Origin of the sequence: Trinickia terrae, assembly GCF_005144415.1 — a bacterium.
GTDB lineage: Bacteria > Pseudomonadota > Gammaproteobacteria > Burkholderiales > Burkholderiaceae > Trinickia_A > Trinickia_A terrae.
The window spans coordinates 235,233-260,745 of the sequence record NZ_SWJE01000003.1 but is presented as its reverse complement, the minus strand read 5'-3'; the positions used below and the strand labels follow the sequence as shown (position 1 = coordinate 260,745).

22 protein-coding genes and 2 pseudogenes are annotated in these 25,513 nt (G+C 65.1%); 5 read left to right on the top strand and 19 right to left on the bottom strand.

The genetic code is table 11. The annotated features are described in order from the left end of the window. Positions 1-12: 12 nt before the first annotated feature. Positions 13-855 (top strand): MurR/RpiR family transcriptional regulator, encoded by an 843-nt coding sequence (locus tag FAZ69_RS06445; protein ID WP_136893118.1) that lies wholly within the window; start codon positions 13-15, stop codon positions 853-855. Between the two features lie 178 nt (positions 856-1,033). Here the strand turns inward: FAZ69_RS06445 and FAZ69_RS34535 are convergent. The 11 genes and pseudogenes from FAZ69_RS34535 to FAZ69_RS06395 all read right to left on the bottom strand — a co-directional run. Next, positions 1,034-1,573, bottom strand: a pseudogene (locus FAZ69_RS34535) (YadA family autotransporter adhesin); the annotation flags it as partial. Positions 1,574-1,801: 228 nt separating this feature from the next. Beyond that, positions 1,802-1,921, bottom strand: a pseudogene (locus tag FAZ69_RS34530) (hypothetical protein); the annotation flags it as partial. A 698-nt stretch (positions 1,922-2,619) separates the two neighbouring features. After that, a complete protein-coding gene (locus tag FAZ69_RS06435) occupies positions 2,620-3,036 on the bottom strand; it encodes a CopD family protein (RefSeq protein ID WP_136893116.1) in 417 nt (138 codons plus the stop codon). 21 nt (positions 3,037-3,057) lie between these two features. Beyond that, the gene (locus FAZ69_RS06430; protein WP_136893115.1) at positions 3,058-4,338 is read right to left on the bottom strand and encodes a glutamate-5-semialdehyde dehydrogenase; all 1,281 of its coding nucleotides are present in this window, start codon (positions 4,336-4,338) and stop codon (positions 3,058-3,060) included. Between the two features lie 188 nt (positions 4,339-4,526). Beyond that, positions 4,527-5,636: a DNA polymerase III subunit delta gene (gene holA / locus FAZ69_RS06425; protein WP_136893114.1), complete on the bottom strand. Its 1,110-nt coding sequence runs from the start codon at positions 5,634-5,636 to the stop codon at positions 4,527-4,529. Between the two features lie 39 nt (positions 5,637-5,675). Next, a complete protein-coding gene (locus FAZ69_RS06420; protein ID WP_136893113.1) occupies positions 5,676-6,221 on the bottom strand; it encodes an LPS-assembly lipoprotein LptE in 546 nt (181 codons plus the stop codon). Positions 6,222-6,285: 64 nt separating this feature from the next. After that, positions 6,286-8,880, bottom strand: a complete 2,595-nt coding sequence (leuS, locus tag FAZ69_RS06415) for a leucine--tRNA ligase (protein WP_136893112.1) — start codon at positions 8,878-8,880, stop codon at positions 6,286-6,288. 218 nt (positions 8,881-9,098) lie between these two features. After that, positions 9,099-9,545, bottom strand: a complete 447-nt coding sequence (locus FAZ69_RS06410) for an ExbD/TolR family protein (RefSeq protein ID WP_136893111.1) — start codon at positions 9,543-9,545, stop codon at positions 9,099-9,101. A gap of 18 nt (positions 9,546-9,563) precedes the next feature. Further along, complete coding sequence (locus tag FAZ69_RS06405) at positions 9,564-10,271, bottom strand: MotA/TolQ/ExbB proton channel family protein (protein ID WP_136893110.1); 708 nt, start codon at positions 10,269-10,271, stop codon at positions 9,564-9,566. A gap of 49 nt (positions 10,272-10,320) precedes the next feature. Further along, a complete protein-coding gene (gene dapB, locus FAZ69_RS06400; protein WP_169708577.1) occupies positions 10,321-11,133 on the bottom strand; it encodes a 4-hydroxy-tetrahydrodipicolinate reductase in 813 nt (270 codons plus the stop codon). 113 nt (positions 11,134-11,246) lie between these two features. Next, positions 11,247-12,083, bottom strand: a complete 837-nt coding sequence (locus FAZ69_RS06395; protein WP_169708576.1) for an outer membrane protein assembly factor BamE — start codon at positions 12,081-12,083, stop codon at positions 11,247-11,249. A 163-nt stretch (positions 12,084-12,246) separates the two neighbouring features. On the opposite strand from FAZ69_RS06395, the gene fur reads away from it, so the two are divergent. Then, a complete protein-coding gene (gene fur / locus FAZ69_RS06390; RefSeq protein ID WP_136893107.1) occupies positions 12,247-12,675 on the top strand; it encodes a ferric iron uptake transcriptional regulator in 429 nt (142 codons plus the stop codon). Positions 12,676-12,790: 115 nt separating this feature from the next. Here fur and FAZ69_RS06385 read toward each other — a convergent pair whose 3' ends face one another. From FAZ69_RS06385 to FAZ69_RS06375, 3 genes are all read right to left on the bottom strand, one after another. Then, positions 12,791-13,297 carry an ureidoglycolate lyase gene (locus FAZ69_RS06385; protein WP_136893106.1) on the bottom strand — a complete coding sequence of 169 codons (507 nt, stop codon included), beginning with the start codon at positions 13,295-13,297 and terminating at the stop codon, positions 12,791-12,793. Between the two features lie 34 nt (positions 13,298-13,331). Further along, complete coding sequence (gene alc, locus FAZ69_RS06380) at positions 13,332-14,342, bottom strand: allantoicase (protein WP_136893105.1); 1,011 nt, start codon at positions 14,340-14,342, stop codon at positions 13,332-13,334. Positions 14,343-14,464: 122 nt separating this feature from the next. Then, positions 14,465-15,808 carry a C4-dicarboxylate transporter DctA gene (locus FAZ69_RS06375; protein ID WP_136893104.1) on the bottom strand — a complete coding sequence of 448 codons (1,344 nt, stop codon included), beginning with the start codon at positions 15,806-15,808 and terminating at the stop codon, positions 14,465-14,467. Between the two features lie 232 nt (positions 15,809-16,040). Between FAZ69_RS06375 and FAZ69_RS06370 the strand changes: the two genes are divergently transcribed. After that, positions 16,041-16,772 (top strand): FadR/GntR family transcriptional regulator, encoded by a 732-nt coding sequence (locus tag FAZ69_RS06370; protein WP_136893103.1) that lies wholly within the window; start codon positions 16,041-16,043, stop codon positions 16,770-16,772. A gap of 104 nt (positions 16,773-16,876) precedes the next feature. Here FAZ69_RS06370 and gap read toward each other — a convergent pair whose 3' ends face one another. Both gap and tkt read right to left on the bottom strand, forming a co-directional pair. Further along, positions 16,877-17,887, bottom strand: coding sequence for a type I glyceraldehyde-3-phosphate dehydrogenase (gap, locus tag FAZ69_RS06365; RefSeq protein ID WP_136893102.1), 1,011 nt, complete (start codon positions 17,885-17,887; stop codon positions 16,877-16,879). Between the two features lie 114 nt (positions 17,888-18,001). After that, positions 18,002-20,032, bottom strand: a complete 2,031-nt coding sequence (gene tkt, locus FAZ69_RS06360) for a transketolase (protein WP_136893101.1) — start codon at positions 20,030-20,032, stop codon at positions 18,002-18,004. Positions 20,033-20,471: 439 nt separating this feature from the next. Between tkt and FAZ69_RS06355 the strand changes: the two genes are divergently transcribed. Both FAZ69_RS06355 and FAZ69_RS06350 read left to right on the top strand, forming a co-directional pair. After that, complete coding sequence (locus tag FAZ69_RS06355) at positions 20,472-20,888, top strand: VOC family protein (RefSeq protein ID WP_136893100.1); 417 nt, start codon at positions 20,472-20,474, stop codon at positions 20,886-20,888. Positions 20,889-20,918: 30 nt separating this feature from the next. Continuing rightward, entirely contained in the window at positions 20,919-21,659 is a 741-nt protein-coding gene (locus tag FAZ69_RS06350; RefSeq protein WP_136893099.1) for a 16S rRNA (uracil(1498)-N(3))-methyltransferase, read from the top strand. A 118-nt stretch (positions 21,660-21,777) separates the two neighbouring features. Here FAZ69_RS06350 and FAZ69_RS06345 read toward each other — a convergent pair whose 3' ends face one another. From FAZ69_RS06345 to FAZ69_RS06335, 3 genes are all read right to left on the bottom strand, one after another. Continuing rightward, entirely contained in the window at positions 21,778-22,338 is a 561-nt protein-coding gene (locus FAZ69_RS06345; protein ID WP_136893098.1) for a barstar family protein, read from the bottom strand. Between the two features lie 16 nt (positions 22,339-22,354). After that, on the bottom strand, positions 22,355-22,789 hold the full coding sequence (locus tag FAZ69_RS06340; RefSeq protein WP_136893097.1) for a ribonuclease: 435 nt from the start codon (positions 22,787-22,789) through the stop codon (positions 22,355-22,357). A 351-nt stretch (positions 22,790-23,140) separates the two neighbouring features. After that, positions 23,141-25,438 (bottom strand): NADP-dependent malic enzyme, encoded by a 2,298-nt coding sequence (locus tag FAZ69_RS06335; protein WP_136893096.1) that lies wholly within the window; start codon positions 25,436-25,438, stop codon positions 23,141-23,143. Between the last annotated feature and the right edge of the window lie 75 nt (positions 25,439-25,513).

Genomic DNA, 25,513 nt, shown 5'->3' with positions numbered 1-25,513 from the left:
GCCACCCTCGCCATGCTCTCTCGAATCGAAGCGATGCGCGCCCAATTGCGCCCATCCGAACGCAAACTGGCCGACTACGTGGTCGACGCGCCACGTGAAGTGCTCGATCTCGCGATGACCGAACTTGCTCAACGCGCCGACGTCAGCCAGCCGACCATCGCGCGCTTCTGCCACGCGCTCGGCTGCAGCGGATTTCGCGAATTCAAGATCCGGCTCGCGCAGAGCATCGCGCACGGCGTGCCGTCGGTGTATCGGGACGTGCGTCCGGACGAGCCGGCGCCGGGCGTCGTCGCGAAGGTCTTCGACCGGACCATCGGTGCGTTGATCGAAGTGCGCAACAGCCTGTCGGCGGACAGCATCGCGACTGCGATCGAGCTGCTCGCACGCGCGACGCGCATCGAGTTCTACGGCGCGGGCGGCTCGGGGATCGCCGCACAGGACATCCAGCACAAGTTCTTCCGGCTGGGCATACCGAGCGTCGCTTATGCCGATCCGCATACCTATTCGATGTCGGCGGCGCTGCTGGGCGACGGGGACGTGGTCGTGACGATCTCGAACACCGGCCGCACGCGCGATATCGTCGACGCCGCCCGCTCGGCGCTCGCATGCGGCGCGAAGGTCATCGCGATCACGCATAGCAACTCGCCGCTTGCGCAAATCGCGACTGTCAGCCTTTCGGCGAACATCGCCGAGGAAGCGGATGTGTTTTCGCCGATGACGTCGCGCATGTCGCATCTCGCAATCGGGGACATCCTCGCGGTGGGCGTCGCGCTGCGGCGCGGGCCCGATCTCGTCGACAGGCTCGGCAAGGCGAAGGAAACGATCACGCGGCGGCGAATTGGAATGGAGGACTGACGAGCGATCGGCTCGCCGCGGGATTGCTTTCGCGCTGATCGATCCCCTGATGCAAAACGGGCTGCCCGAATTCGGGGCAGCCCGTTTTGTTTCGACACGGCACGCCGGCCAGCCGAAACGCGGAGAAATGCTTTCGAGGCCATTCACCACGCTCGCGGCGCCGACGCGCCGGCACGCATCACCACTGATACGACGCGCCGCCGCCGACCGTCGTGCCGGCAGCGCTCATGCCCGCGCCGACTTTCAGCTTCAGGTTCGGCGTCACGCGCGCCGATGCACCGACAGCTGCCGCCTGATAGCCCTTGAAGTTCGCCGTGCCGATGCCGACGGCGATCGTCTTGCCCGGATCGACGTCGGGGATCATCGTCAGTGCGGTGGCTGCCGCGACGCCGCTGTACGCCGCGCGGGCGACCGAGGCGATGCCGTCCTGGAACTGGCGCATGTTCACGGCGTCGGTTGGCGCCACGCCGTTGTCGACATTCGTGATGCGGCGCTCGTTGCCGGCGGAGCCGACGGAGACGGTTTTCTCCTGGTCGGCGACCGAACCGGCGCCGAGCGCAACCGCGTTATTCGCCGTTGCCTGCGCGCCTTCGCCGATCGCTGTCGAGTTGTTGCCGCTCGCCTGCGCGCCTTCACCTATCGCCGTCGAGTTGGCGCCGCTCGCCTGCGACCCGCCGCCGATCGCGACGGCGCCCGAACCCGTCGCCGAAGCGGCCGCATTCGTCGAATTGACCGAAACGTACTGGTTTGCCGTTGCTTGAACGTCGGTCACGCGCTGGTTGACGGCATCGATCTGCTGATTCGCGTTGTTGATTGCATTTGTGTTCGCCGTCACTGCATTTGTGTTCGCCGTCACGCGATCGTCGAGATTCTTGAGCGCATCGCCGACGTTGTTGTAAGCGTTTCCGCCGATGCTGTAGCTGGGCGGAATGACATTACCGTTCGCATCGATTCCAGCGCCGCCGCCCAAGCCCGCCAACACCCCGCGCAATTGCGCAACGTTCACGCCATCCGTGTCAGCCGTACCGGGAGCCAGATCGATGAGCTTGTTGTTGCTCAAGCTCATCGTGCCGTTGATCTGCATCTTGTTGTTCAGGAACAGGCCGTTGCCGTTGAGAACCATGCCTCCCAGCTCGGAAATGCCTGCTGCACTCGTAACGTTACAGTTTGCACTGGTTACAGGGGACCGGAAATCACTCGTCCCCGCGCCCCCATCCACAATCTGTACGCAGTTCCTGTCTGTTCCATCGTTCATATAAAACGTGCCGATAGCAGACGCCGAGGGCACCCAACCCGCCAATCCCGATACAGCAATCAACACCGTACCCAGCAGCCTAACCGCGGCGCCGCCCCGCCCTCCCTTGGCCGCCCTTGGCGCAGCCGGCGACAAGCGGCCAGTCAAATTTTGGCTAACACGATATTTTTTATTCATTATGCCATCCTAAATAAATGTCACAGAACGTGACAAACACGGCCCTCGATCATTCAATGGAATTACCAGCACGCACGGCGGCGAAGCGCCGCCGTGCGATAAAAAACAATTGATCCGGCTATTGCGGCGCACTGACGAATAGTGCAATAGCAACCGGTACGATCGAATGGAATCAGCCGCTCAGATTGAAGGGGCGGACAGATTGATTAGATATCCAATCAAATTGGCCAGGCACCAATATAAGGATGGGGTAGGATTTGAGAAATCGGACTACTCTTAAAAAGCAACGCGCCGCAGAACTTTTGGATTCGCGGCGTGACGCCAATACCGCCTCAAAACGGCTTGAGCACCACCAACGCCACCGCAGCGAGCATGCCCAGCACGGGCAGCTCGTTGAAAAAGCGATACCACTTGTCCGAGCGACGGTTCTCGCCGCGCTCGAATACGGCCAGCAAATGCCCGCAATACGCGTGATAGATCACGAGCAGAACTACCACGCCGAGCTTCGCGTGCATCCAGCCCTCCCCGCGGCCGATGCCAATCACAAGCCACAGCCATAGTCCGCACGCAATCGCCGGCACGGCAATGAGCGTCATGAAGCGATAGAGCTTGCGCGCCATCGTGAGAAGCCGCCGCACCGCGGCAGGCTCCGTCTCCATGGCGAGATTCACGAAGATGCGCGGCAGGTAGAACAGACCGGCAAACCAGGAAGCGATGAGGACGATGTGAAAGGTTTTGATCCAGAGCATCGGATGGTCTTGGTCTCGTTATTATTGACGCCCTTCACCGTGCCCGAGCACGACGTACTTCAGCGAAGTGAGCCCGTCGAGCCCCACCGGCCCGCGCGCGTGGAGCTTGTCATTGGAAATGCCGATTTCCGCGCCGAGGCCGTATTCGAAGCCGTCGGCAAAACGCGTCGAGGCGTTGACCATCACGCTCGCCGAATCGACTTCGCGCAGGAAGCGCATCGCGCGATCGTGGTCTTCGGTCACGATCGCATCGGTGTGCGCCGAGCCGTACGTGTTGATGTGCTCGATCGCCTCGTCGAGGCCGTCGACGATCTTGATCGCGAGAACCGGCGCCAGGTACTCGGTGCGCCAATCCTCTTCGGTCGCGTCGACGAGCAAGCTCGGAGCAATGCCCGGCGCGCCGCTCAGCACCTTGCGCGCCTCCGGATCGACGCGCAGCTCTACGCCCTTCTCCGCATACAGCGCGCCGAGCGGCGGCAGCACTCGAGCCGCGATATCGCTTGCCACGAGCAACGTCTCCATCGTGTTGCAGGTGCCGTAGCGATGCGTCTTCGCGTTATCGCAGACCGTCAGCGCCTTCGCGAGATCCGCGCGGTCGTCGACGTAGACGTGGCAAATGCCGTCGAGGTGCTTGATCATCGGCACGCGGGCCTCTTCGATGAGGCGCGCGATCAGGCTCTTGCCGCCGCGCGGCACGATCACGTCGACGTATTCGGTCATCGTAATCAGCTTGCCGACCGCCGCTCGGTCGGCCGTCTCGACGACCTGCACCGCGTCCTGCGGCAAACCGGCCGCGGCGAGCCCTTCGCCGATCAGCTTCGCGAGCGCCGTGTTGCACTCGAGCGCCTCGGAGCCGCCGCGCAGGATCGTCGCGTTGCCGGACTTCAGGCACAGCGCCGCTGCGTCGATGGTCACGTTCGGACGCGATTCGTAGATGATCCCGATCACGCCGAGCGGCACGCGCATCTGGCCAACCTGGATGCCGCTCGGACGGTACTTCAGGTTGCTGATCTCGCCGATCGGATCGGCCAGCGACGCCACTTGGCGCAGGCCCTCGACCATCGTCTTCAGGGCTTTGTCGGAAAGCGTCAGGCGATCGATGAAAGCGGCGTCGTGGCCTTTGTCGCGGGCGCGCGCGACGTCGCGGGCGTTCGCTTCCTTGAGCCATTGAGCGTCGCGCTCGATTCCGCGCGCCACGGCTTCGAGGGCGGCGTTCTTCGCCGCGGTCGAGGCGCGCGCCATCGCGCGCGATGCCTGGCGTGCCCGGCGGCCGAGGCCGGTCATGTAGTCGTCGATATCCATGGTGATTCTCGTCGTGCCGAAGAAAGGCGCATGGGCACGTGCATGCAAATTGCCGAAATGCCGAAATAGATGGCGCTCAGGCGATGCCGCTTATCGCGACGCAATTCACCTATACGCCAGCAATGGAATCTGAATAGGAATCGATTGTAGCGTGGCGCGATGCGTTCCGCTCGCGCCGGTAACGGACGCTAGGCCGCGCGGCGCGCAGCCGGGCGCGGCGGCATGCCGGACGGCGGCGTTGCGGCCCTGCCCGGCGCCGCAACGGTCATCGCCAGCTCGAACAAGCCGTCCCACGGGTTGGGCGGCGGGTCGTTGCGGCGGTCGCCGTTCGAGCCGGACAGGCCCTTGACCTGGCGATCGAGACGCGCGGCGAGCGACAGCGCTTTTTCCAGCGCGCTTTCGGTCACACGCGACAGCGCCGGCCCGACAAGCCGTTCGCGCGGCCCCCAGACGCGGTTCTCGCGCAGCAGCATCGCGAGCGGCTTGCCCGCCTCGACGCCGCGCTTGATGCGCAGGAGCGTGCGCAGTTCCTCGACGATCGCCCACAGCACGAGCACGGCGGCCTCGCCCTCCCCCTTCAGGCCGTCCAGCATCCGCGCCAGCCGGCCGACATCGCCCGCGAGCATCGCCTCGTTGAGCTTGAAGACGTCGTAGCGCGCGACATTGAGCACGGCATCCTGCACCTGCTCGAAGCTCAGCACGCCTTGCGGATAGAGCAGCCCGAGCTTCTGAATTTCCTGATGCGCCGCAAGCAGATTGCCCTCGACGCGCTCCGCGATGAACTGCAGCGCGCGCCGACCTTCCTCGCCCGCGGCCACACGCTGGCCTTGCTGCGCGAGGCGCTGCCCCACCCAGTTCGGCAGCTGCGCGCGCTCGACAGGATCGATCTTGAGCGCCACGCCCGCGTCGGCGAGCGCGGTGAACCAGGCGGCTTTCTGCGTCGCCGCATCGAGCCGCGGCAGCGTGACGAGCGTGAGGACGTCGGGGTTGCCGGCCGAGGCGAGCGTCTTCAGCGCGTCGGCACCGTCCTTGCCGGGCTTGCCGGACGGAATGCGCAGCTCGACGAGCTGCCGGTCGCCGAACAGCGACATCGACTGGCTCGCGCCAAGCAGCGAGCTCCAGTCGAAGCCGCGCTCGACGGTGAACACCGAGCGATCGGTAAAACCGGCGGCGCGCGCCGCCGCGCGGATGCGGTCGCACGCTTCCTGCGCGAGCAGGTGCTCGTCGCCGTACACGACGTAGAGGCCGGCCAGCCCCTTCGCGAGATGCGCTTCGAGCGCGTCAAGTCGCAGTTGCATCGCGGCGTCCGGATAGCGAAAGCAAGGTCGTCGAATCGATCAAAGCGGCGGCGACGGCAGCGGCGTGGTCGGCGAGACGCTCGGCGCCGGCTGCGCCGGATGCATCGAATGCACGAGCGAAAGCCGGCGCGTGAGCTGATCGACGGCGTCGTTCTGCATGTCCGCGATGAGCAGCTCGGATTCAGCCTGTTTCGCCGTTGCGTACTGGTCGCTATATGTCATCGCCCGGTTCAGCACGATGACGCTCGGCGCAATCAACGCGGTGCCGTCCTTGCCGACCAGCTGGTAGTACAGCGAATAGGTGATCTGATACTCCTCGACGACGCCCGATGAGTTCATCGTCAGCGTGCTCTGCCCGCGCGCCTCGGACATCGTCAGGATCGCATCGGCGTTGTCCGTCGAATTGACGACAACCGTATCGCTGCCGCCCTGAACCATACGCGTGAGACGCGCGGCGACCGGCGGCTGCGCACCGACGATGACGAGGCGCTTGAACGCGTAGTCCTGTTGCCCGCGCAACTGGAAGCCGCATGCGGACAGCATCATCACACCGCACGCAAGCGTCAAAAACGATCTGCGAGTCACATTGGCTCCTAGGTTCGCAGTCGCGATGCGCACGCGGCCAAGGGCTGCGGCGCGTCGCTCAATCTCACGCCACGATGTTCACGAGGCGGCCCGGCACGATGACGACCTTCTTCGGCGGGCGGCCCTCGGCGAACTTCTCGAACATCTCGTGCGCGAGCGCCGCTTGCTCGATGGCTTCGCGCGGCGCATCCTTCGCGACCGTCAGCGCGCCGCGCACCTTGCCGTTCACCTGCAGCACGAGCTCGATCTCGGCCTGCTCGAGCGCCTTCTCGTCGACCTTCGGCCATGGTGCGTCGAGCAGCCCGCCGAATTCGCCGGCATACCCGAGTGCGCCCCACAGCTGATGCGTAACGTGCGGCACCACCGGGTACAGCACGCGCAGCAAGATGCCGTAGGTTTCGCCCAGCACGGCGGCCTGCGCACCCTTCGCGCCTTCGAGCGCGTTGAGCATCTTCATCGCCGCCGACACCACCGTGTTGTACTGCAAACGCTGGTAGTCGAAATCGGCCTGCTTCAGCACGCCATGGATTTCGCGGCGCAGCGTCTTGTCGGCGTCGCTTTGCGCAGCTGCGTCGAACGCGCCGCGCTCGCGCAGCACCGCCTGGTTCGCGAAACCGAACGCCCATACGCGGCGCAGGAAGCGGCTCGCGCCTTCGACGCCCGCGCCCGACCATTCGAGCTGCTGCTCGGGCGGCGCCGCGAACATCGTGAAGAGGCGCGCGGTATCGGCGCCGTGCTGGTCGATCAGCATTTGCGGGTCGACGCCGTTGTTCTTCGACTTCGACATCTTCTCGATGCCGCCCAGCACGACCGGCTGGCCGTCGGCGTTCAGCGTCGCGCCGATAGGGCGGCCCTTGTCGTCGTGCGCGACGGTGACGTCGGCCGGGTTGTACCAGGTCTTCTTGCCCGAGGCGTCCTCGCGATAGAACGTCTCGTTGAGCACCATCCCCTGCGTGAGCAGGTTCTTCGCCGGCTCGCCGAACTTCACGAGGCCCAGGTCGCGCGACACCTTCGCCCAGAAGCGCGAATACAAGAGATGCAGGATCGCGTGCTCGATGCCGCCGATGTATTGGTCCATCGGCATCCAGTAGTCGGTGCGTGCGTCGACCATCGTTGCCGCATCCGGCGACGCGTAGCGGTAGAAGTACCACGACGAATCGACGAAAGTATCCATCGTGTCGGTTTCGCGCTTGGCGGGCGCGCCGCACTTAGGACACGTGCAGTTCACGAACGCGGCCGACTTCGCGAGCGGATTGCCCGTGCCGTCCGGCACGAGGTCTTCCGGCAGCACGACAGGCAGGTCCTCTTCCGGCACCGGCACGTCGCCGCAGGTCGCGCAGTGGATGATGGGGATCGGCGTGCCCCAATAGCGCTGGCGCGAAATGCCCCAGTCGCGCAGGCGCCACGTGACTTGCTTGTCGCCGAGGCCAAGCGCCTTGAGATCGGCAGCGATCGTATCGACGGCCTGCTCGTAGTTCATGCCGTCGTACTTGCCGCTCGCCACGCAGACGCCGGCTTCCTTGTCGCCGTACCATTCTGCCCAAGCGTCGGTCGAATACGTCTGCCCTTCGGAGGCGATCACCTGCCTGATCGGCAGGCCGTATTTCTTTGCGAACGCGAAGTCGCGCTCGTCGTGCGCCGGCACGCCCATCACCGCGCCCTCGCCGTAGGTCATCAGCACGTAGTTGCCGATCCATACCTCGACCGGCTCCTGCGTCAGCGGATGCTTGACGAAAAAGCCCGTCGCCATGCCCTTCTTTTCCATCGTCATGACGTCGGCCTCCGCGACGCCGCCGCGCTTGCATTCGTCGATGAACGCCTGCAACTCGGGATGGTCTTTCGCGAGACGCGTGGCGAGCGGATGCTCGGCCGCCACCGCGCAGAACGTGACGCCCATGATCGTGTCGGCGCGCGTCGTGAACACGCGCAGCAGCTTCTCTTCGCCGTCGAGCTCGTAAGGGAACCCGAAGTTCACGCCGAAGCTCTTGCCGATCCAGTTCTGCTGCATGATCTTCACGCGCTCCGGCCAACCGAGGCCGTCGAGGTCGTTCAGCAGCTCATCGGCGTATTGCGTGATCCGCATGTAGTACATCGGGATCTCGCGCTTTTCCACGAGCGCACCCGAGCGCCAGCCGCGGCCGTCGATCACCTGCTCGTTCGCGAGCACGGTCTGGTCGACCGGGTCCCAGTTGACGGTGCCCGTCTTCTTGTAGGCGATGCCCTTCTCGAGCATCTTCAGGAACAGCCACTGGTTCCACTTGTAGTACTCGGGCTTGCAGGTCGCGATCTCGCGCGACCAGTCGATCGCGAGACCCATCGACTGCATCTGGCCCTTCATGTAAGCGATGTTGTCGTAGGTCCACTTCGCGGGCGGCACGCCGTTGGCCATCGCGGCGTTTTCGGCGGGCATGCCGAAGGCGTCCCAGCCCATCGGCATCAGCACGTTGTAGCCGTTCATCCGCAGATAGCGGTACATCACGTCGTTGATCGTGTAGTTGCGCACGTGGCCCATGTGCAGCTTGCCCGACGGGTACGGCAGCATCGAAACGCAATAGAACTTCTGCTTACCGGCGATTTCCGTGGACTGGTAGGCATCGGTGGCGCGCCACTCGCGCTGAGCGGCGGCTTCGACGTCGGCGGGTAAGTATCTTTCTTGCATGGTGTGGTTCGGGCTGGCTGTGCGTTCGCACCCTGTTCGTCCCCTTTGGCGTCCGGCGGCGCGGACGGCTCAGGGTGCTTCGGGCGTGGCTGTCAATGTGGAAAAGCGGGCTCCCCGCCGCATGGGTCAAGCGCGGGGAAAGGGCTGATTATACCGTTCGCGCCGGATGCGAAACCGTCGGCATCGACGACGCAGGCGCGCTCAGGGCGCTGGCCATGCTAAGGCTGGGCGGCGCCGGGTGCGCTCGCCGCGGACGGCGGATCCGTCACGAAGCCGATGCGCTCCAGGCCCGCCTGCTGCGCCGCGCCCATCACCTGGGCGATCACCTCGTAGCGGGTCGCGCGCGCCGCGCGCAGGTGGATCTCAGGCGCGTCGGCCTGCTTGCCCGCCGCAGCGAGCTTCGCGCGCATCGCCTCGAGCGTGACGGGCTGGCCGTTCCAGTAGATCTTGCCGGCGGCGTCGATCGACAGCGAGATGGTGGTGGGCGTCTGCCGCGCCGGCGCGGCAGCGACCTTCGGCAAATCGAGCCGGATCGCGTGCGTGAAGAGCGGCGCCGTGATGATGAAGATGACGAGCAGCACGAGCATCACGTCGATCAGCGGCGTCATGTTGATGTCCGCCATCGGTGCGGCCGTCTGCTTCTTTTCGAGTCCGCCGAATGCCATGGGCGCTCCCTCGATCACTCAGGAAGCTTCGACGCGCCGCGCCGCCGCCTCGCGCGGAGCGGACTCTTGCGGCGCGCAAACGTACGCGTGCAAGTCGTGCGCAAAACCGTCGAGCTCCTCGGACAACTGCCGCGCCATGCGCCCGAGCACGTTGTAGGCAAGCACCGCCGGAATCGCGACGACGAGGCCGAACGCGGTCATGATGAGCGCCTCGCCGACCGGCCCCGCGACGTTCTCGATCATCGCCTGGCCGCTCGCGGCGATGCTGCCGAGCGCGTGATAGATGCCCCAGACGGTGCCGAGCAGGCCGACGAATGGCGCCGTGCTGCCAACCGACGCGAGCAGCACCTGCCCGAACTCGAGCCGGCGCTGCGAAGCGGTGAGCGCCTGGCGCAGCGCGCGCAGCACGCGTTCGCTGCGCTCGACGCGCCCAAGCAGCGCGCCCGGCATATGGGCTTCGGCCGATTCGAGCGCGGCCTCGGCAAGCGGCGCGAACACGCGCTCCTTGTCGGCGAGGCGCAGCGCCAGCACGCCGTCGGAAAGCGTCGCGGCCTGCCAGAACAGCGTGAGCGCGCGCGGTGCCTGACGCTTCGCGCGCGCGAGCATCCAGCTCTTCACGATCAGGAAGCACCAGCTCGCCACCGACATCGCCAGCAACAGGTACGCGACGCCGTGCGTGACGGCGTCGCTCGTTTGCAGGTAGTGAAGAATGCCGGTATTCGCCATCTGGGGATTCAAGCGCAGTGTGGCAGTCGGAGTCGGACTCGGCCGGCGGTCACGCCTGATGCGCCGAGCGCAGGCCGAGCACATCCTGCATGTCGTAGAAGCCGGTCTCGTGGCCGGCGAGGAAACGCACCGCGCGCAGCGCGCCCTGCGCATACGACACGCGGCTCGCCGACTTGTGCGTGATCTCGATGCGCTCGCCGATCCCGGCAAACAACACCGTGTGGTCGCCGACGATATCGCCGCCGCGAATCGCAGAGAAGCCGATAGTCGACGGATCGCGCTCGCCCGTCACGCCCTCGCGGCCGTACACGGCGCAGTCCTTGAGATCGCGGCCGAGCGCGCCGGCGACGACCTCGCCCATCATCAGCGCGGTGCCCGAAGGCGCATCGACCTTGTGGCGATGGTGCGCCTCGATGATCTCGATGTCGTAGCCGGTCGCGAACGCGCGCGCGGCGAATTCGAGCAGCTTCAGCGTGACGTTCACGCCGACGCTCATGTTCGGCGCGAACACGATGCCGATTTTCTCGCCGGCGGCGCGCAGTTCGGTTTTTTGCGCATCGTCGAAACCAGTGGTGCCGATCACGAGCTTCACGTTGTGGCGCAGCGCGGCCTCGAGGTGCGTCATCGTGCCTTCCGGCCGCGTGAAATCGATCAGGCAGTCGGCAACGGCAAAGACGCGCTCGATGTCGTCGGTGAGCAGCACGCCCGTCTCTTTACCGAGGAACGCACCGGCATCCTGGCCGAGCTGAGGGGAGCCTGCGCGTTCGAGCGCGCCGGCAAGCGTTGCGTCGGGGTCGTTCAGGACCGCTTCGATCAGCATCCGGCCCATCCGGCCCGATGCGCCAGCAATGGCAATTTTCATGGGCAACACACGTAAAGACTACGAGTAACGACGAATACCGGCGGCGACACGGCACCGCCCAAAGAACGAAGGCGGGCTGCACGCTGCGTGCACCCGCCTGCTGTCGGCAACGCTCAGTTGCCGGTACCTTGCACGCCTTGCGGCGACGCGGCAGCCGGCTGGTTGGACGAGGCAGAGGCATCGCTGCCTTGCGAGCCCGTCGGTCCGACCGGATTGCTGTTGTCCCCCGAGCTGGGCGGCGGCGGCCGGTGGAACTGAAGCTGCGGCTGACCCGGCAGCGGCGATGCACCGGGCGTCGTGCCCCCGGCGGACGGCGCCACCGCCACCGACGGCCGGTTGGTCGGCGTCGACGTGATCTGGCTCGTCGCGCGATTGGCCGCCTGCGCGGCCTGCGCGTTGGCCGCCGTGGCCGGCAGCGCGCCGGCCTGGGCGGCCTCGCCCGTCGGCGAAGCGACCGTATCGATCGGCGCCGGAGACGCCGCCGCATTGACGCCGCTTGCCGAGCTCGCCGCAAGCGCTGCTTCCGCAGCCTTTGCCTGAGCGGCCTTCTTCTTGCCGAGCTTGTCGCCGTCGATGTCGGCGAGCAGCTCGAGCTCGGAAGGCAGATTGTCGCCGCCCGACCAGCTCGCAACCCGGTCGCTCTGGAAGTTCACGATGAAGTTGCGCTGCTGAACGATCGAAGTCGAACCGCGCTTGAAATAGAACAGATAGTCCCAGCGGTCCGCATGGAACATGTCGGTGAGCAGCGGCGTGCCGAGGAGCGCCCTCACCTGGTCGCGCGACATGCCGGCCTGCATCTTCGCAGCCATCTCCGCCGAGACGAAGTTGCCCTGCACGACGGTGATGCGATAGGGCGTGATGGATTGGGCAATCCGCTGCGTGACGCTGTTATAGGTCGAGCATCCTGCGAGAGCCGCCACTGCGGCGGCAACGATCAAGGTACCTCGCACGCGGCTCCCCCGGTTTGTTAAAAGAAAAGTTGGAATCATTGCACTCACCGTGCGGGCCTGCTTGCCTAGGCACTAAGGCCGCGCGAGTTACACCGAAGATGACCGGAACAGCAAAAACACATTACTATTAGAACCTTGCATTGTACTCCAGGGATGCCTACCCATGACCAATCCGACCGATCTCAAGAATATCGGGCTCAAGGCGACCCTACCGCGCCTCAAGATTCTCGAGATTTTCCAGCATAGTCCGGTGCGTCACCTCACCGCCGAAGACGTCTACCGGAATCTGCTCCATGAAGAGCTCGACATCGGGCTCGCCACCGTCTATCGCGTGCTGACGCAGTTCGAGCAGGCAGGGCTCCTGTCGCGCAGCAATTTCGAGTCCGGCAAGGCTGTGTTCGAGCTGAATGAAGGCTCGCATCACGATCACCTCGTCTGCCTCGACTGCGGTCTCGTCGAAGAATTCTTCGACCCCGAAATCGAAAACCGCCAGCAAGCGATCGCCAAGGAGCGCGGCTTCAAGCTGCAAGAGCATGCGCTGGCGCTGTATGGCGCATGCACGAAGGAAAACTGCCCGCACCGCAAGCACTGAGCCGGCGCGCCCCGCCTGAGTGCGCGAAAGCCGCCCGAGGGCGGCTTTTTTGGGCGCGGCTCGGCGCCGCTGTTCTACCTCTGGCTTGCCGCAGCCACAACGGGCCGCTACGCATTCAACCAGCAAACGTCTCGTCGAACGCCAGCCGATAAGGTGCGGTAAGCGTCACCTCGTCGCAATTCGGCTGGCTTCCGCCACGGTCGACGACGATGAAATCCCCTTCCCGCTCGAGCACGATCAGCGGATGGTGCCAGATCCCGCGCGCGTAGTTCACACCCTGGAACCCCTCCCCCGCGAACGCGCGCATGCGCGCCGGATCGAACTCGCCGGCCGGCGCGACGACCACGAGGTACTTCACGTCGCCAAGCGGAATGAACGCTTGGCTGCCGAGCGGGTGCCGCTCCATCAGCGCGACATCGAGCGGCAGATTGCGCGGCTGCCCGCGGAACACGTTGATGAGCGGCCGGCCGCCCGCTTCGCTCACATCGACCGCCGCGAGATCGTGATAGCGCTCGGTCGTCCCGCCGTTGATCGGGAAATGCCGTGCGCCCGCGAGCTCGATCACGTCGCCGAACGGCGCGAACGCTTCGCGCGTCAGCCGCTGCACTTGGAGGGTATTCATCACTGCCTCACCATTTGACGATTCGACGACTCGATTACTCGATTTCGCCCCACAGACGCAGGCGCGACACGCCGCCGTCCGGGAAGATGTTCAAGCGCACGTGCGTGACCGCTCCGAGTCCTGACAGCTCGGCCTCGAAGGTGTGCACGTTGTCCATCTTGAGCGGCTGCTCCTGCAGCAGGACCGGCCAGAACATCGCCTGCGTGACGAGCGACTCGTCGGTGCCGCCCTCGACGCGCGCCGCCTGGATCGAGCAGCGGTCGGGGAAGTTGCCCTTGAAGAACGCGGTGTCCACTTCGACGCGCCGGATCACCCCCGGATGCGCCAGCGCGACGATCGCCCAGTCGTTGCCGGGCTCGCGGCGGCGCCGCGTCTCCCAGCCGTCGCCCATGTTGACGCCGCGACCCGGCATCAGGATGTTCGACGCCAAGCCGAAGTGCTGGTTGTTCGCCGCGACCACGTAGGCGCCGTTTTCCGCCGCCGCGAGGTCGACCGCCACGCCGCGCGCCATGCGGCTCCAGTCGACCGTCGGCTGGCCGTACACGCGCAGACGCGCGATCCCGCCGTCGGGGTAGATGTTCACGCGCAGGTGCGTGTAGGGACGCACGTCGCTCACTTCGAGATAGTGGTGGCTGTTGCCTTGCAATGTCGTCGCGGGGACGATCGTGCGCCATTGGGCGTTGTCGGGCGGGGTCTCGGTGTCGGCGTGGCAGGCATCGATCGACGCGGCCGGCGGGAAGTTGCCCGTGAAGTGGCTCGTATCGAGATCGACGCCGTACACCGTGCCCGGCCGCGCGAGCTTGACGATGCAGTAGTCGTAGCCGGTCGTGCGCTTGCGGCGCGTTTCCCAGCCGTCCATCCATTTACCGTGATCGTCGTATTTGCCCGGGATGAAGACGGCAGGCTGCGAGTCGAGCATGCGCTCCTTCGGCGCGAAGAATTCGTCGCTCGCGAAGATCGCCTTCGCGCCAAGGCGCTGATCGGCGAGGTTCAGATAGCGGCGCGTAAAGGACGGGGCGTTGGGGTCGAGCGTCGGGATGGCCATGATGCGGTGAGTCTCCAGTGAATTTCGGCAGGCGGGCTCGTGGGCCCGCCGGTTCGGATAGTGAGTCGCCAGCAGTTGGCGAGTGACGAGTCGATTCGTTCGGCGAGCGCCGCGGGCCGCCCTCAGACAGCAGGCGCAGCAGGCGCAGCCGGCGCACCGTGCACGCCTTCGGTCGCGCCGCCTTCGTCGACGCCTGGAATGAAGCGCACGTCCGGCTCCTGGTTCAGCACGCGGCGGGCACGCGCGCGGTCGATATCGCTCTCCCACACCGCGACGACCACCGTCGCGACGCAGTTGCCGATCAGGTTCGTCAGCGCCCGGGCAATTCCGACGAACCAATCGACCGGCAGGATCAGCACGAGGCCGAGCACGGGGATCGCGGGAATCGCGGCGAGCGTCGCGGCGAGGATCACGATCGCCGAGCCCGGAATGCCGTGCGCGCCCTTCGACGTGACCAGCGACACGAGCACGACGACGACGAGGTCATGCATCGACAGCGGCGTGTTGGTGGCCTGCGCGATGAAGATGACGGCGAGCGTGAGATAGATCGAGAAGCCGTCGAGGTTGAACGAATAGCCGGTCGGGATCACGAGACCCACCGTCGAATCCTTCACGCCCATCCATTCGAGCTTGCGCATGACCTGGGGCAGCACGGCGTCCGACGAAGCGGTGCCGAGCACGATCGACAACTCCTCGCGCAGGTAGCGAACCAGCTTGAAGATGTTGAAGCCGGCGAGCCGCAGCACGATGCCGAGCACGACGAACACGAACAGCACGCAGCTCGCGTAGAACACCAGCACCAGCACGCCGAGCTGCTTGAGCGAGGCCACGCCGTACTCGCCGGTCGTGAAGGCGATCGCGCCGAGCACGCCGAGCGGCGCGAGCTTGATGATGAAGCCCATGATGCGGAAGAACACGTGCGCAAGCTCGTCGATCAGCGTGCCGACCTTCTGCGCCTTCTCGCCGAGCAGCGACAGCGCCGAGCCGAACAGCACGGAAAACACCAGCACTTGCAGGATGTCGCCCTTCGCGAAGGCGTCGGCGGCGGTATCGGGGATGATCTTCAGCAGGAAGCCGGCCACGTCCTTGAGGCTCTTCGCGTGTTCGGTGTAGGTGTTGAGCGCGGACGCGTCGAGCGTATGCAGATCGACGTTCATGCCGACGCCCGGCTTCGTGACGTAGGCGAGCACCGCGCCGATCACGAGCGCAATCGACGTCATGATCTCGAAGTAGATCACCGCCTTGGTACCGACGCGCCCGACCTTCTTCAGGTTACCCGCGCTGGCCATGCCGCTCACGACGACACAGAACACGATCGGGGCGATGACCATCTTGATCAGCTTGAGGAAACCGTCGCCCAGTGGCCGCAGCGATTCGGCGAAGTGCGGAAAGAACGCGCCGATCACGATACCCGCGACTAGCGCGATCATCACCCGGCCAAACAGCGAATTGAAGAACTTCAGCACGGCTTTCTCCTAATGAGAAGGGATCGAGTCCAACTGTTCATACTGGTCTTACCATAACAGTTATGCTGAATAGTAGGAAGCCGATATAGTGAAGTCAAGACGCTTCACGGAGGTGTTTACCCGCGCGGAATCAGGCACTTCGGTTGCAGTCCAGGCCGGTTAGACCAGTTCGATTTGCATGCTGCCAGCAGGCGACTACAATGGCGGTCAGACCAGTTGATTTCTCAGCAAGATGAAGAACGTCACGCACACCGTTACCGACGCCGCCACCACCACGATCCGCGAACGCATCGAGTCCGGCATCTATCCCGTGGGCAGCCTGCTGCCGGCGCAGCGGCAATTGTCGGAGGAACTGGAGATAAGCCGCGCCTCACTGCGCGAAGCGCTGTCGACGCTTGAGGCCCTCGGCATGCTGACTATCCGCGCGGGCAAGGGCGTCTATGTGGAAAGCACCAAGGCGATGAACGGGCAAGCATGGCGCTTTGCGAACCAGTCGTCGCTGCCCGACACCTATCAGATGCGCTACGCGCTCGAAGGCTTTGCCGCGCGCATGGCGGCGCTCGCGATCAGCGACGCCGACAGCGCCTGGTTCGACGAGAACCTGGAAGCGCTCCACGGCGCGCTCTCGGCCGGCGAGCTCGACGAAGCCGCGCAGCTCGACTTCGAGTTCCATATGCGCATCATCGGGATCGCGGGCAATTCAGCGATCGATACCGTCCTGCGCGGCAGCGCTGAAATCATGAAGGAAAGCCAGCGCCTGCCGTTCTATCAGCGCGAGCTGCTGCTCTCGACTTATCACGAGCACTGCGCGATTTTCGATGCGCTGAAGGCGCGCGACAGCGAGGGCGCGGGACGAGCGATCGAGGCGCACATCACGGCGGCCGCGCAGCGCGCGGGCGTGCATTTTCCGACGCCGCCGCGCGCGGCCGAAACGAGCGAATCGCCGCCGCCGGATTCGCCATGACCGGCGCGAACGTGCCGCAAGCGTGAAAAAACCGCTCCGAGGAGCGGTTTTTTTGCGCCGGCGCAGCGCGATGCCGCACCGGCGAGAACTGCAGCGAATGCCGCTTACTGCGCGTTCGCGAGCGCGACGGCCGTATCGAGCATGCGGTTCGAGAAGCCCCACTCGTTGTCGTACCAGCTCGACACCTTCACGAGACGGCCCGACACCTTCGTCAGCGTCGCGTCGAACGTCGACGACGCCGGGTTGTGGTTGAAGTCGATCGACACGAGCGGCGCCGAGTTGTAGCCGAGGATGCCCTTCAGCGCGCCTTCCGACGCTTCCTTCATGATCGCGTTGACTTCATCGACCGTGGTATCGCGCTTGGCGATGAACGACAGGTCGACGATCGACACGTTGATCGTCGGGACGCGGATCGCGTAGCCGTCGAGCTTGCCGTTCAGCTCCGGCAGCACGAGGCCGACGGCCGATGCGGCGCCCGTCTTGGTCGGGATCTGGCTGTGCGTGGCCGAGCGCGCGCGGCGCAGGTCTTCGTGATAGACGTCGGTCAGCACCTGGTCGTTCGTGTAGGCGTGGATCGTCGTCATCAGGCCGGTTTCGAGGCCGATCTTGTCGTTGAGCGGCTTGACGAGCGGAGCCAGGCAGTTCGTCGTGCACGATGCGTTCGAGATCACCGTGTGCTCTTTCTTCAGCGTGTGGTGGTTCACGCCATAGACGATCGTCGCGTCGACATCCTTGCCGCCCGGCGCCGAGATAATGACTTTCTTCGCGCCGCCCTTGATGTGCGCGCTCGCCTTTTCCTTGGTCGTGAAGAAGCCCGTGCATTCCATCACGACGTCGACGCCGAGGTCGCCCCACGGCAGCTCGGCCGGGTTGCGGTTCGCGAGCACGCGGATCTTGTCGCCGTTCACGACGAGGTAGTCGCCGTCGACCGTCACTTCGCCCGGGAACTTGCCGTGCGCGGTATCGTATTGCGTCAGGTGGGCGTTGGTCTTCGCATCGCCGAGATCGTTGATCGCCACGAACTCGATGTCGTGCTTCTTGCCGTTTTCATAGAAGGCGCGCAGCGTGTTGCGGCCGATCCGGCCGTAGCCGTTGATTGCAACGCGAATCGTCATGTTTATCTCCTGATACCTGATGGCTGAAAAAAAACCTTCTCGCTTGCCGCTTTGGCGTTCGCGCAGGCGTTGGGGCGCGCCAGACGCGAACGCCGTTCGTTCTTGCGTTCTGGATTAGGCGAGCGTGGCCTTGGCCGTCGCGACCACGTGCTCGACGGTAAAGCCGAAGTGCTTGAACAGCACGCCGGCCGGAGCCGATTCGCCGAACGTGTCGATGCCGACCACGCCGCCTTCCAGCCCGACGTACTTGCGCCAGTAATCGGTCACGCCCGCTTCGATCGCGACGCGACGCACGCCCGTGGGCAACACGCGCTCGCGGTACTCGGCGTCCTGCTTGTCGAAGACGTTGGTCGACGGCACCGACACCACGCGCGCCGCAATGCCTTCGCGCGCGAGCGGCTCGATCGCGTTGAGCGCGAGCTCGACTTCCGAGCCGGTCGCGATGAGGATGATCTTGCGGGCCGGCACGTCGTCGTTCCAGTCGCGCAGCACGTAGCCGCCCTTGGCGATGTTGGCGATCTGCGCGTCGGTGCGCGGCGCGAACGCGAGGTTCTGGCGGCTGAAGATCAGGCACGACGGGCCGTGATGCTCGACCGCGTGGGTCCAGGCCACCGCCGTCTCGACGGTATCGGAGGGACGCCACACCTGCAGGTTCGGAATCAGGCGCAGGCTCGCAACGTGCTCGATCGACTGGTGCGTTGGGCCGTCTTCGCCGAGGCCGATCGAATCGTGCGTGAACACGAAGATCGACGGCGACTTCATCAGCGCGGCCACGCGCAGCGCGTTGCGGCTGTAGTCGGAGAACGTCAGGAACGTGCCGCCGAACACCTTGTAGCCGCCGTGCAGCGCGATGCCGTTGATCGCGGCGCTCATGCCGAACTCGCGCACGCCGTAGTTGATGTGGTTGCCCCACTGGATGCCGGTCTCGCCGTTCTTAGGCGCGCGCACGGGCTTGGAGGCCTTCCAGTTGGTGAGGTTCGAGCCGGTCAGATCGGCCGAGCCGCCGAGCAGCTCGGGCAGCACCGCTGCGAGGCCTTCGATCGCCTGCTGCGAAGCCTTGCGCGTCGCGACCGTTTCGCCGCGCTCGTTCGCGCCGGCGATGATCGCTTGCGCCTTCTGTGCCCAGTCGGCCGGCAGCTGCTTCGAGACGCGGCGCTCGAAGTCGGCCGCTTCGGCCGGGTACTTCGCGCGGTACTGCGCGAACGCCGTGTCCCATTCCGCTTCGCGCCTCGCGCCCAGCTCCTTCGCGTCCCACGCTGCATACACTTCCTGCGGGATCACGAACGGCTCCCACTTCCAGCCGAGCGCCTCGCGCGTCGCGGCGATTTCCGCAGCGCCCAGCGCCGCGCCGTGCACGTCGTGGCCGCCGGCCTTGTTCGGCGCGCCCTTGCCGATCACAGTCTTGCAGCAGATCAGCGTGGGCTTGTCCGACAGCTTCGCCTTCGCAATAGCGGCGTCGATCGCGCCGACGTCATGGCCGTCGATATCTCGGATCACGTTCCAGCCGTACGCTTCGAAGCGCTTCGGCGTGTCGTCGTGAAACCAGTGGACCACGTCGCCGTCGATCGAGATGCCGTTGTCGTCGTAGAGCGCGATCAGCTTGTTCAGCTTCAGCGTGCCCGCGAACGAGCAGGCTTCGTGCGAGATGCCTTCCATCAGGCAGCCGTCGCCGAGGAACACGTAGGTATGGTGATCGACGATCTTCGCATCGGGCTTGTTGAACTCGGCGGCGAGCAGCGCCTCGGCGAGCGCCATGCCGACCGCGTTCGCGAGACCCTGGCCGAGCGGGCCCGTGGTCGTCTCGACGCCGGCCGTGATGCCGTATTCCGGGTGGCCCGGCGTCTTCGAATGAAGCTGGCGGAAATTCTTCAGCTCGACGATCGGCAGGTCATAGCCGGTCAGATGCAGCAGCGAGTAAAGCAGCATCGAGCCGTGGCCGTTCGACAGCACGAAGCGGTCGCGGTCGGCCCATTGCGGATTGGCCGGGTTGTGGCGCAGATGGCGCGACCACAATGCCACCCCGATCTCGGCCATGCCCATCGGCATGCCGGGGTGGCCGGAGTTCGCTTGTTGAACGGCATCCATGGAAAGCGCGCGGATCGCGTTTGCCATCAGGGTGGTCGGGGCGGGAGACGAGGTCGTCATGTCGAGTCCGGAGAACGAGTCCAAAAAGCGGGCGGGCGGCGGACCGGTTGCTCGTTTTTCAGCCGCTTCGGCCCCGGTTCGGGCGCGCCGCGTGGGCGGTGGAACCAGCGGGGCTGGCAGAGCAAACGGACAAGGCTGCAAAGCCTGTCATTCTAGCAGATGGCGGGGCACCTCCCCCGCCGTTCGACGGCGCCGCAGGGCCCTGTGCAAAGGGACGGATGACGGTTCCGTCTTCATCTCGAAACGCCGCAAAAGCGTCCGCACCGCTACAATGCCGCGCTGCTTCATACGCACGCCCACTGCTTCGCGCTGCGCGTGCGCGATACACTCGGGAGCCGTCGGCAGGCTGTGTGAATCCGGCCGCCTCGGCGCGCACCGGCGAATCGAACGCTTCGCGCCAGCCCCGATCCAATTTCACCGACACTGTACGGAGAAACGCATGACCGCCACGCGACCAGCCAACGTTTCCTGGTTGACGCCCTACCTGACGGTGCGAGATGCGCTCACTTCCATCTCGTTCTTCGAAGCGGCGTTCGGCTTCGAGTTGCGCGACAGCGTGCAGGACGAAGGCGTCGTCATGCATGCCGAGATGACTTACCAAGGACAGTTGATCGTGATGTTCGCGCCCGAGGGCGCGTTCGGTTCGACCGCGAAGACTCCGAAGAACGCCGGCGCCATCGCGCCGCAGTCGTTTTATCTGTACGTGCAAAACGTGGACGAAGTCCATGCGCGAGCCATCGCCGCCGGCGCAAAGTCGCTCTCCGAGCCGCAAGACCAGTTCTGGGGCGACCGCTTCGCGCAGGTCGAAGACCTCGACGGTTATCGCTGGGCGCTGGCCCGCCGCGTGTCGGGCTGACTCTCGAACCAGAACGCCGAACCGATCACCATGCCCCGCTTCTTCCTCGATTCGACCTACGCCGCCGGCGACGTCATCACGCTGCCCGACGACGTCGCGCGCCATGTCCAGGTACTGCGCTTGCAGGCAGGCGATGCGCTCGTCGTCTTCAACGGCCGCGGCGGCCAGAACGAGGCCCGGCTCGTCGAGATCGGCAAGCGCCGCGCGCTCGTCGAAGTCGGCGAATTTGCCGACATCGAGGCCGAGCCGCCGTATCGCATCAGGCTTGCTCAAGGCATCGCGGGCGGCGACAAGATGGATTGGCTGATCGAAAAGGCCGTGGAGCTCGGCGTGTCCGGCTTCGTGCCGCTGGCGGCCGCGCGCAGCGTCGTGCGCCTGACAGGCGAGCGCGCCGAACGGCGACACGCGCATTGGCAAGGCATCGTGCAGGCGTCGTGCGAGCAATGCGGGCGCAACCGGTTGCCCGAAGTCGCAGCGCCCGTCGACCTGGACGCGTGGCTCTCTGCCATGCCGCCCGCGCCCAGGGACGGCGAATTGCGGCTCATGCTGTCGCCGCGCGCGAGCGTCCCGTTTGCCAAGCTTCCGGCCGAAGCGCCGCTGGGCAATGTAACCTTGCTGATCGGGCCGGAAGGCGGCCTGACGCCGGCCGAAGAAGACGCGGCGCTCGCGCAGGGCTTTGCTCCGCTGGGACTCGGCCCGCGCGTGCTGCGCACGGAGACGGCGGGCATCGCCGTGCTCGCTGCGCTGGCCGCGCGCTGGGGCGGCTGGTAGCCGACGGAACCGTTGGTCCGGATCCAGCTCCCCAATGCAAAAGGCCCGCGCATCCGGCGGGCCTTTTTCTGTGATCGACTTGCGACTCGAGCGCCAAGCGGCGCCCGGCCCGAAGCCATCAAGCAAACGAGTAAAACACGCGGAACGGGACCTTGCGCTCGGCCCAGAACTCCGCGGCTTCGCGGAACACGTCGAGCAGGGTTTCGCGGCCTTCCTTGTCGAATTTCTGCGCGATCGGCAGTGCTTCGAGCACGATCACGAAGCCCGGCTGCAAGCCCGCCTTCTGGACGAGGTCGGTCAGGCAGTCGTACAGCGCGTCATAGTTCTTGCCGAAATGCTTGGGAAACAGAAACGAGGTCGCGATGGTTTCCAGCACTTCCTGCTTGCTCTGCGCACTCCCGCAATAGGCATAGAGGAAATGCTGCTCGAGCTGCAGCGCTTCATCCGCGAGATCCTGCACGCGGAAGGCGCGAATCGACTGCACGATGTTCGCTCGCACGGTCCTGAAAAGACTCATAGGCTCCTCGTTCGATGAAAGCCCGGGGCTGGCTTCGTCTGGGGCAGTCTGGCCGTGCTCGGCCATGCGCATCTGCATGACACGCTGAAACAGATTGCCGTCGCCGGCCGCGAAAAGATCCGTCGCGACCTGGGGGTCGTGCGCGTAGATGTTGTCGCTCATGCCGCTCATCCCAATATCATTCAACAATGCGTTTAAAACTGTTGTAGTGGTCGTCCGTATAGAAACAATTGTCGACCTGCCTCAACGCCCCGCCGCAAACGATGCGGCGGGCGCCGCGATTCTTCGCGCGCGGCGTCGGAACGGTGTATTCGTGGTAGTAGCCGCGCGGACGCGCCGGCAGCTGCCGTTCGTAGTTGCCAAAAACGACGCCATCCTTCGGATACGGATAAGGCCCGCCGGCTGCGATCAAGTTCAACGTGTTGGCGGCTTCTTTCGGTAATTGCCGAACCGCGATGGCGCCTTCAATCTGCCCGGTCGGCGAACCCGATTGCGAATAGTCGCGCGCTAGGGCGCTGGGGACGAAGCCCCCGCTGACAATGCCAGTGCTTCCGAGACTGCCGATCGCGAGGACGGCCGCGAGCGCGCCGTTGCGGAGCCACTTGCGTGCCATGAACCAGAGTTCCCGCTGATTGGATGAAATTGACGACCACGAAAGACGTAAGGTTATCGCTAATGGCACCCGGAAGCAATCTTCGTCATGAAAATGAAAGATTTAGCGCCTGCCGCACCCCCTGCCGATGCGACATTCTTACGCACCCGCCCAAGCCTTTCGATAGGATTTTTTTAGCCCGAACAAGATAAAATCCCGGTGACGGTGCTCGCTCGTGACGAGTCTCTGCCTCCTCGTCTTTTTGCTTCCGGCGAAACGAACACCGTTGGTATCAAGCCTTTTGGAGCAATATCCCCAACTTGCTCCGCGGCGTGCCCATTGCGGGCACGCCGTTTTTTTACCTGGCGGAGATCAGCGCGCAGCGCTGGCGTCCGCCACGAGCAGCGCCGTCATGTTGACGATACGGCGCACCGTCGCGGATTCGGTCAGCACGTGCACCGGCTTGGCCGCGCCAAGCAAGATCGGCCCGATCGCGATGTTGTTGCCGGCCGCGGTCTTCAACAGGTTGTACGAGATGTTGGCCGCATCGATGTTCGGCAGCACGAGCAGGTTCGCGTCGCCCTCGAGCGTCGACTCGGGCAGCACTTCCTTGCGCAGATTGGCGTCGAGCGCGACGTCGCCGTGCATCTCGCCGTCGACCTGGAGATCCGGCGCGCGCTCCCTCAGGATCGCGAGCGTGTCTCGCATCTTCTGCGCGCACGGCGCGTTACTCGTGCCGAAGTTCGAATGCGACAGCAGCGCGACCTTCGGCACGATGCCGAAGCGGCGCACTTCGTCGGCCGCCATGATCGTGATCTCGGCGAGCTCTTCCGGCGTCGGGTCGACGTTGACGTGCGTATCGACGAGGAAGATCTGGCGGCCCGGCAGCACCAGGCCGTTCATCGCCGCGTACACCTTGCAGCCTTCGCGCTTGCCGATCACCTGGTTGATGAAGTGGAGGTGGCGGTGCGGCGTCGAGACCGTGCCGCAGATCATGCCGTCGGCCTCGCCCTTCTGCACGAGCATCGCGCCGATCAGCGTCGAGCGGCGGCGCATTTCCACGCGCGCCATGCGCTCGCTGATACCCTTGCGCGCCATCATCTTCGCGTAGCTCTGCCAGAAGTCCTTGTAGCGCTCGTCGTGCTCGGTGTTGACGACCGTGAAGTCGACACCCGGCGTCAGGCGCAGGCCGTAGCGCTCGATGCGGTGCTCGATCACCGCGGGGCGGCCGATCAGGATCGGCGTCGCGAGCTTCTCGTCGACCGCGATCTGCACCGCGCGCAGCACGCGCTCTTCCTCGCCCTCCGCGAACACAACGCGCTTCTTCTCCGGCGCGACGCTGCGCGCCTGCTGGAAGATCGGCTTCATCGTCGTGCCGCTGTGATAGACAAACTGCTGGAGGTGGACCTTGTACGCCTCCATGTCCTCGATCGGGCGCGTCGCGACGCCCGAATCCATCGCCGCCTGGGCGACGGCCGGCGCGATCTTGACGATCAGGCGCGGATCGAAGGGCTTCGGAATCAGGTACTCGGGGCCGAACGAGAGATCCTGGATGCCATACGCGGTCGCGACGATGTCGCTCTGCTCCTGGCGCGCCAGGTCAGCGATCGCGTTGACCGCAGCGATCTCCATTTCGCGCGTGATCGTCGACGCGCCCGCATCGAGCGCGCCGCGGAAGATGAACGGGAAGCACAGAACGTTGTTGACCTGGTTCGGATAGTCGGTGCGGCCCGTGGCGATCACCGCGTCGGGACGCACTTCGAGCGCGAGCTCCGGCAGGATTTCCGGCGTCGGGTTGGCAAGCGCGAGGATCAGCGGCTTGGCGGCCATCTCCTTGACCATCTCGGGCTTGAGCACGCCGCCCGCCGACAAACCCAGGAACACGTCCGCGCCGCCGATCACCTCCGACAGCGAGCGCGCGCTGGTTTCCCGCGCGAAGCGTTCCTTGTCCGGGTCCATCAGTTCCGTGCGGCCCTTGTAGACCACGCCGGCCAGATCGGTCACCGTGATGTTTTCCAGCGGCAGGCCCAGATCCACGAGCAGATCCAGGCAGGCCAGCGCCGCCGCGCCGGCGCCCGACGTGACCAGCTTCACTTCCTTGATGTTCTTGCCGACCACCTTCAGGCCGTTCGAGAACGCCGCCGCGACGACGATCGCCGTGCCGTGCTGGTCGTCATGGAAGACCGGGATCTTCATGCGCTTGCGGCATTCGCGCTCGACGATGAAGCAGTCCGGCGCCTTGATGTCTTCGAGATTGATGCCGCCGAAAGTCGGCTCGAGCGCCGCGATCACGTCGACGAGCTTGTGCGGGTCGGACTCGTTGAGCTCGATGTCGAACACGTCGATGCCGGCGAACTTCTTGAACAGCACCGCCTTGCCTTCCATCACCGGCTTCGACGCGAGCGGCCCGATGTTGCCGAGACCGAGCACCGCGGTGCCGTTCGTGACGACGCCGACCAGATTGCTGCGCGCGGTGAAGCGCGCGGCGTTCAGCGGGTTCTCGACGATCTCCTCGCAGGCGAACGCGACGCCGGGCGAATACGCGAGCGCGAGATCGCGCTGATTGATCATCTGCTTGGTCGGCGCGATCGCGATCTTCCCCGGAGTCGGGAACTCGTGATAATCGAGAGCGGCTTCGCGGAGCTTGGATTTGGCGGGATTCGTTGACATGGAGGGGTCGGTCTTGAGTGCGGATTAGAATAGCTATTCGGACGCATTGTAGCGCCATTCAACGGGCCGATTCCT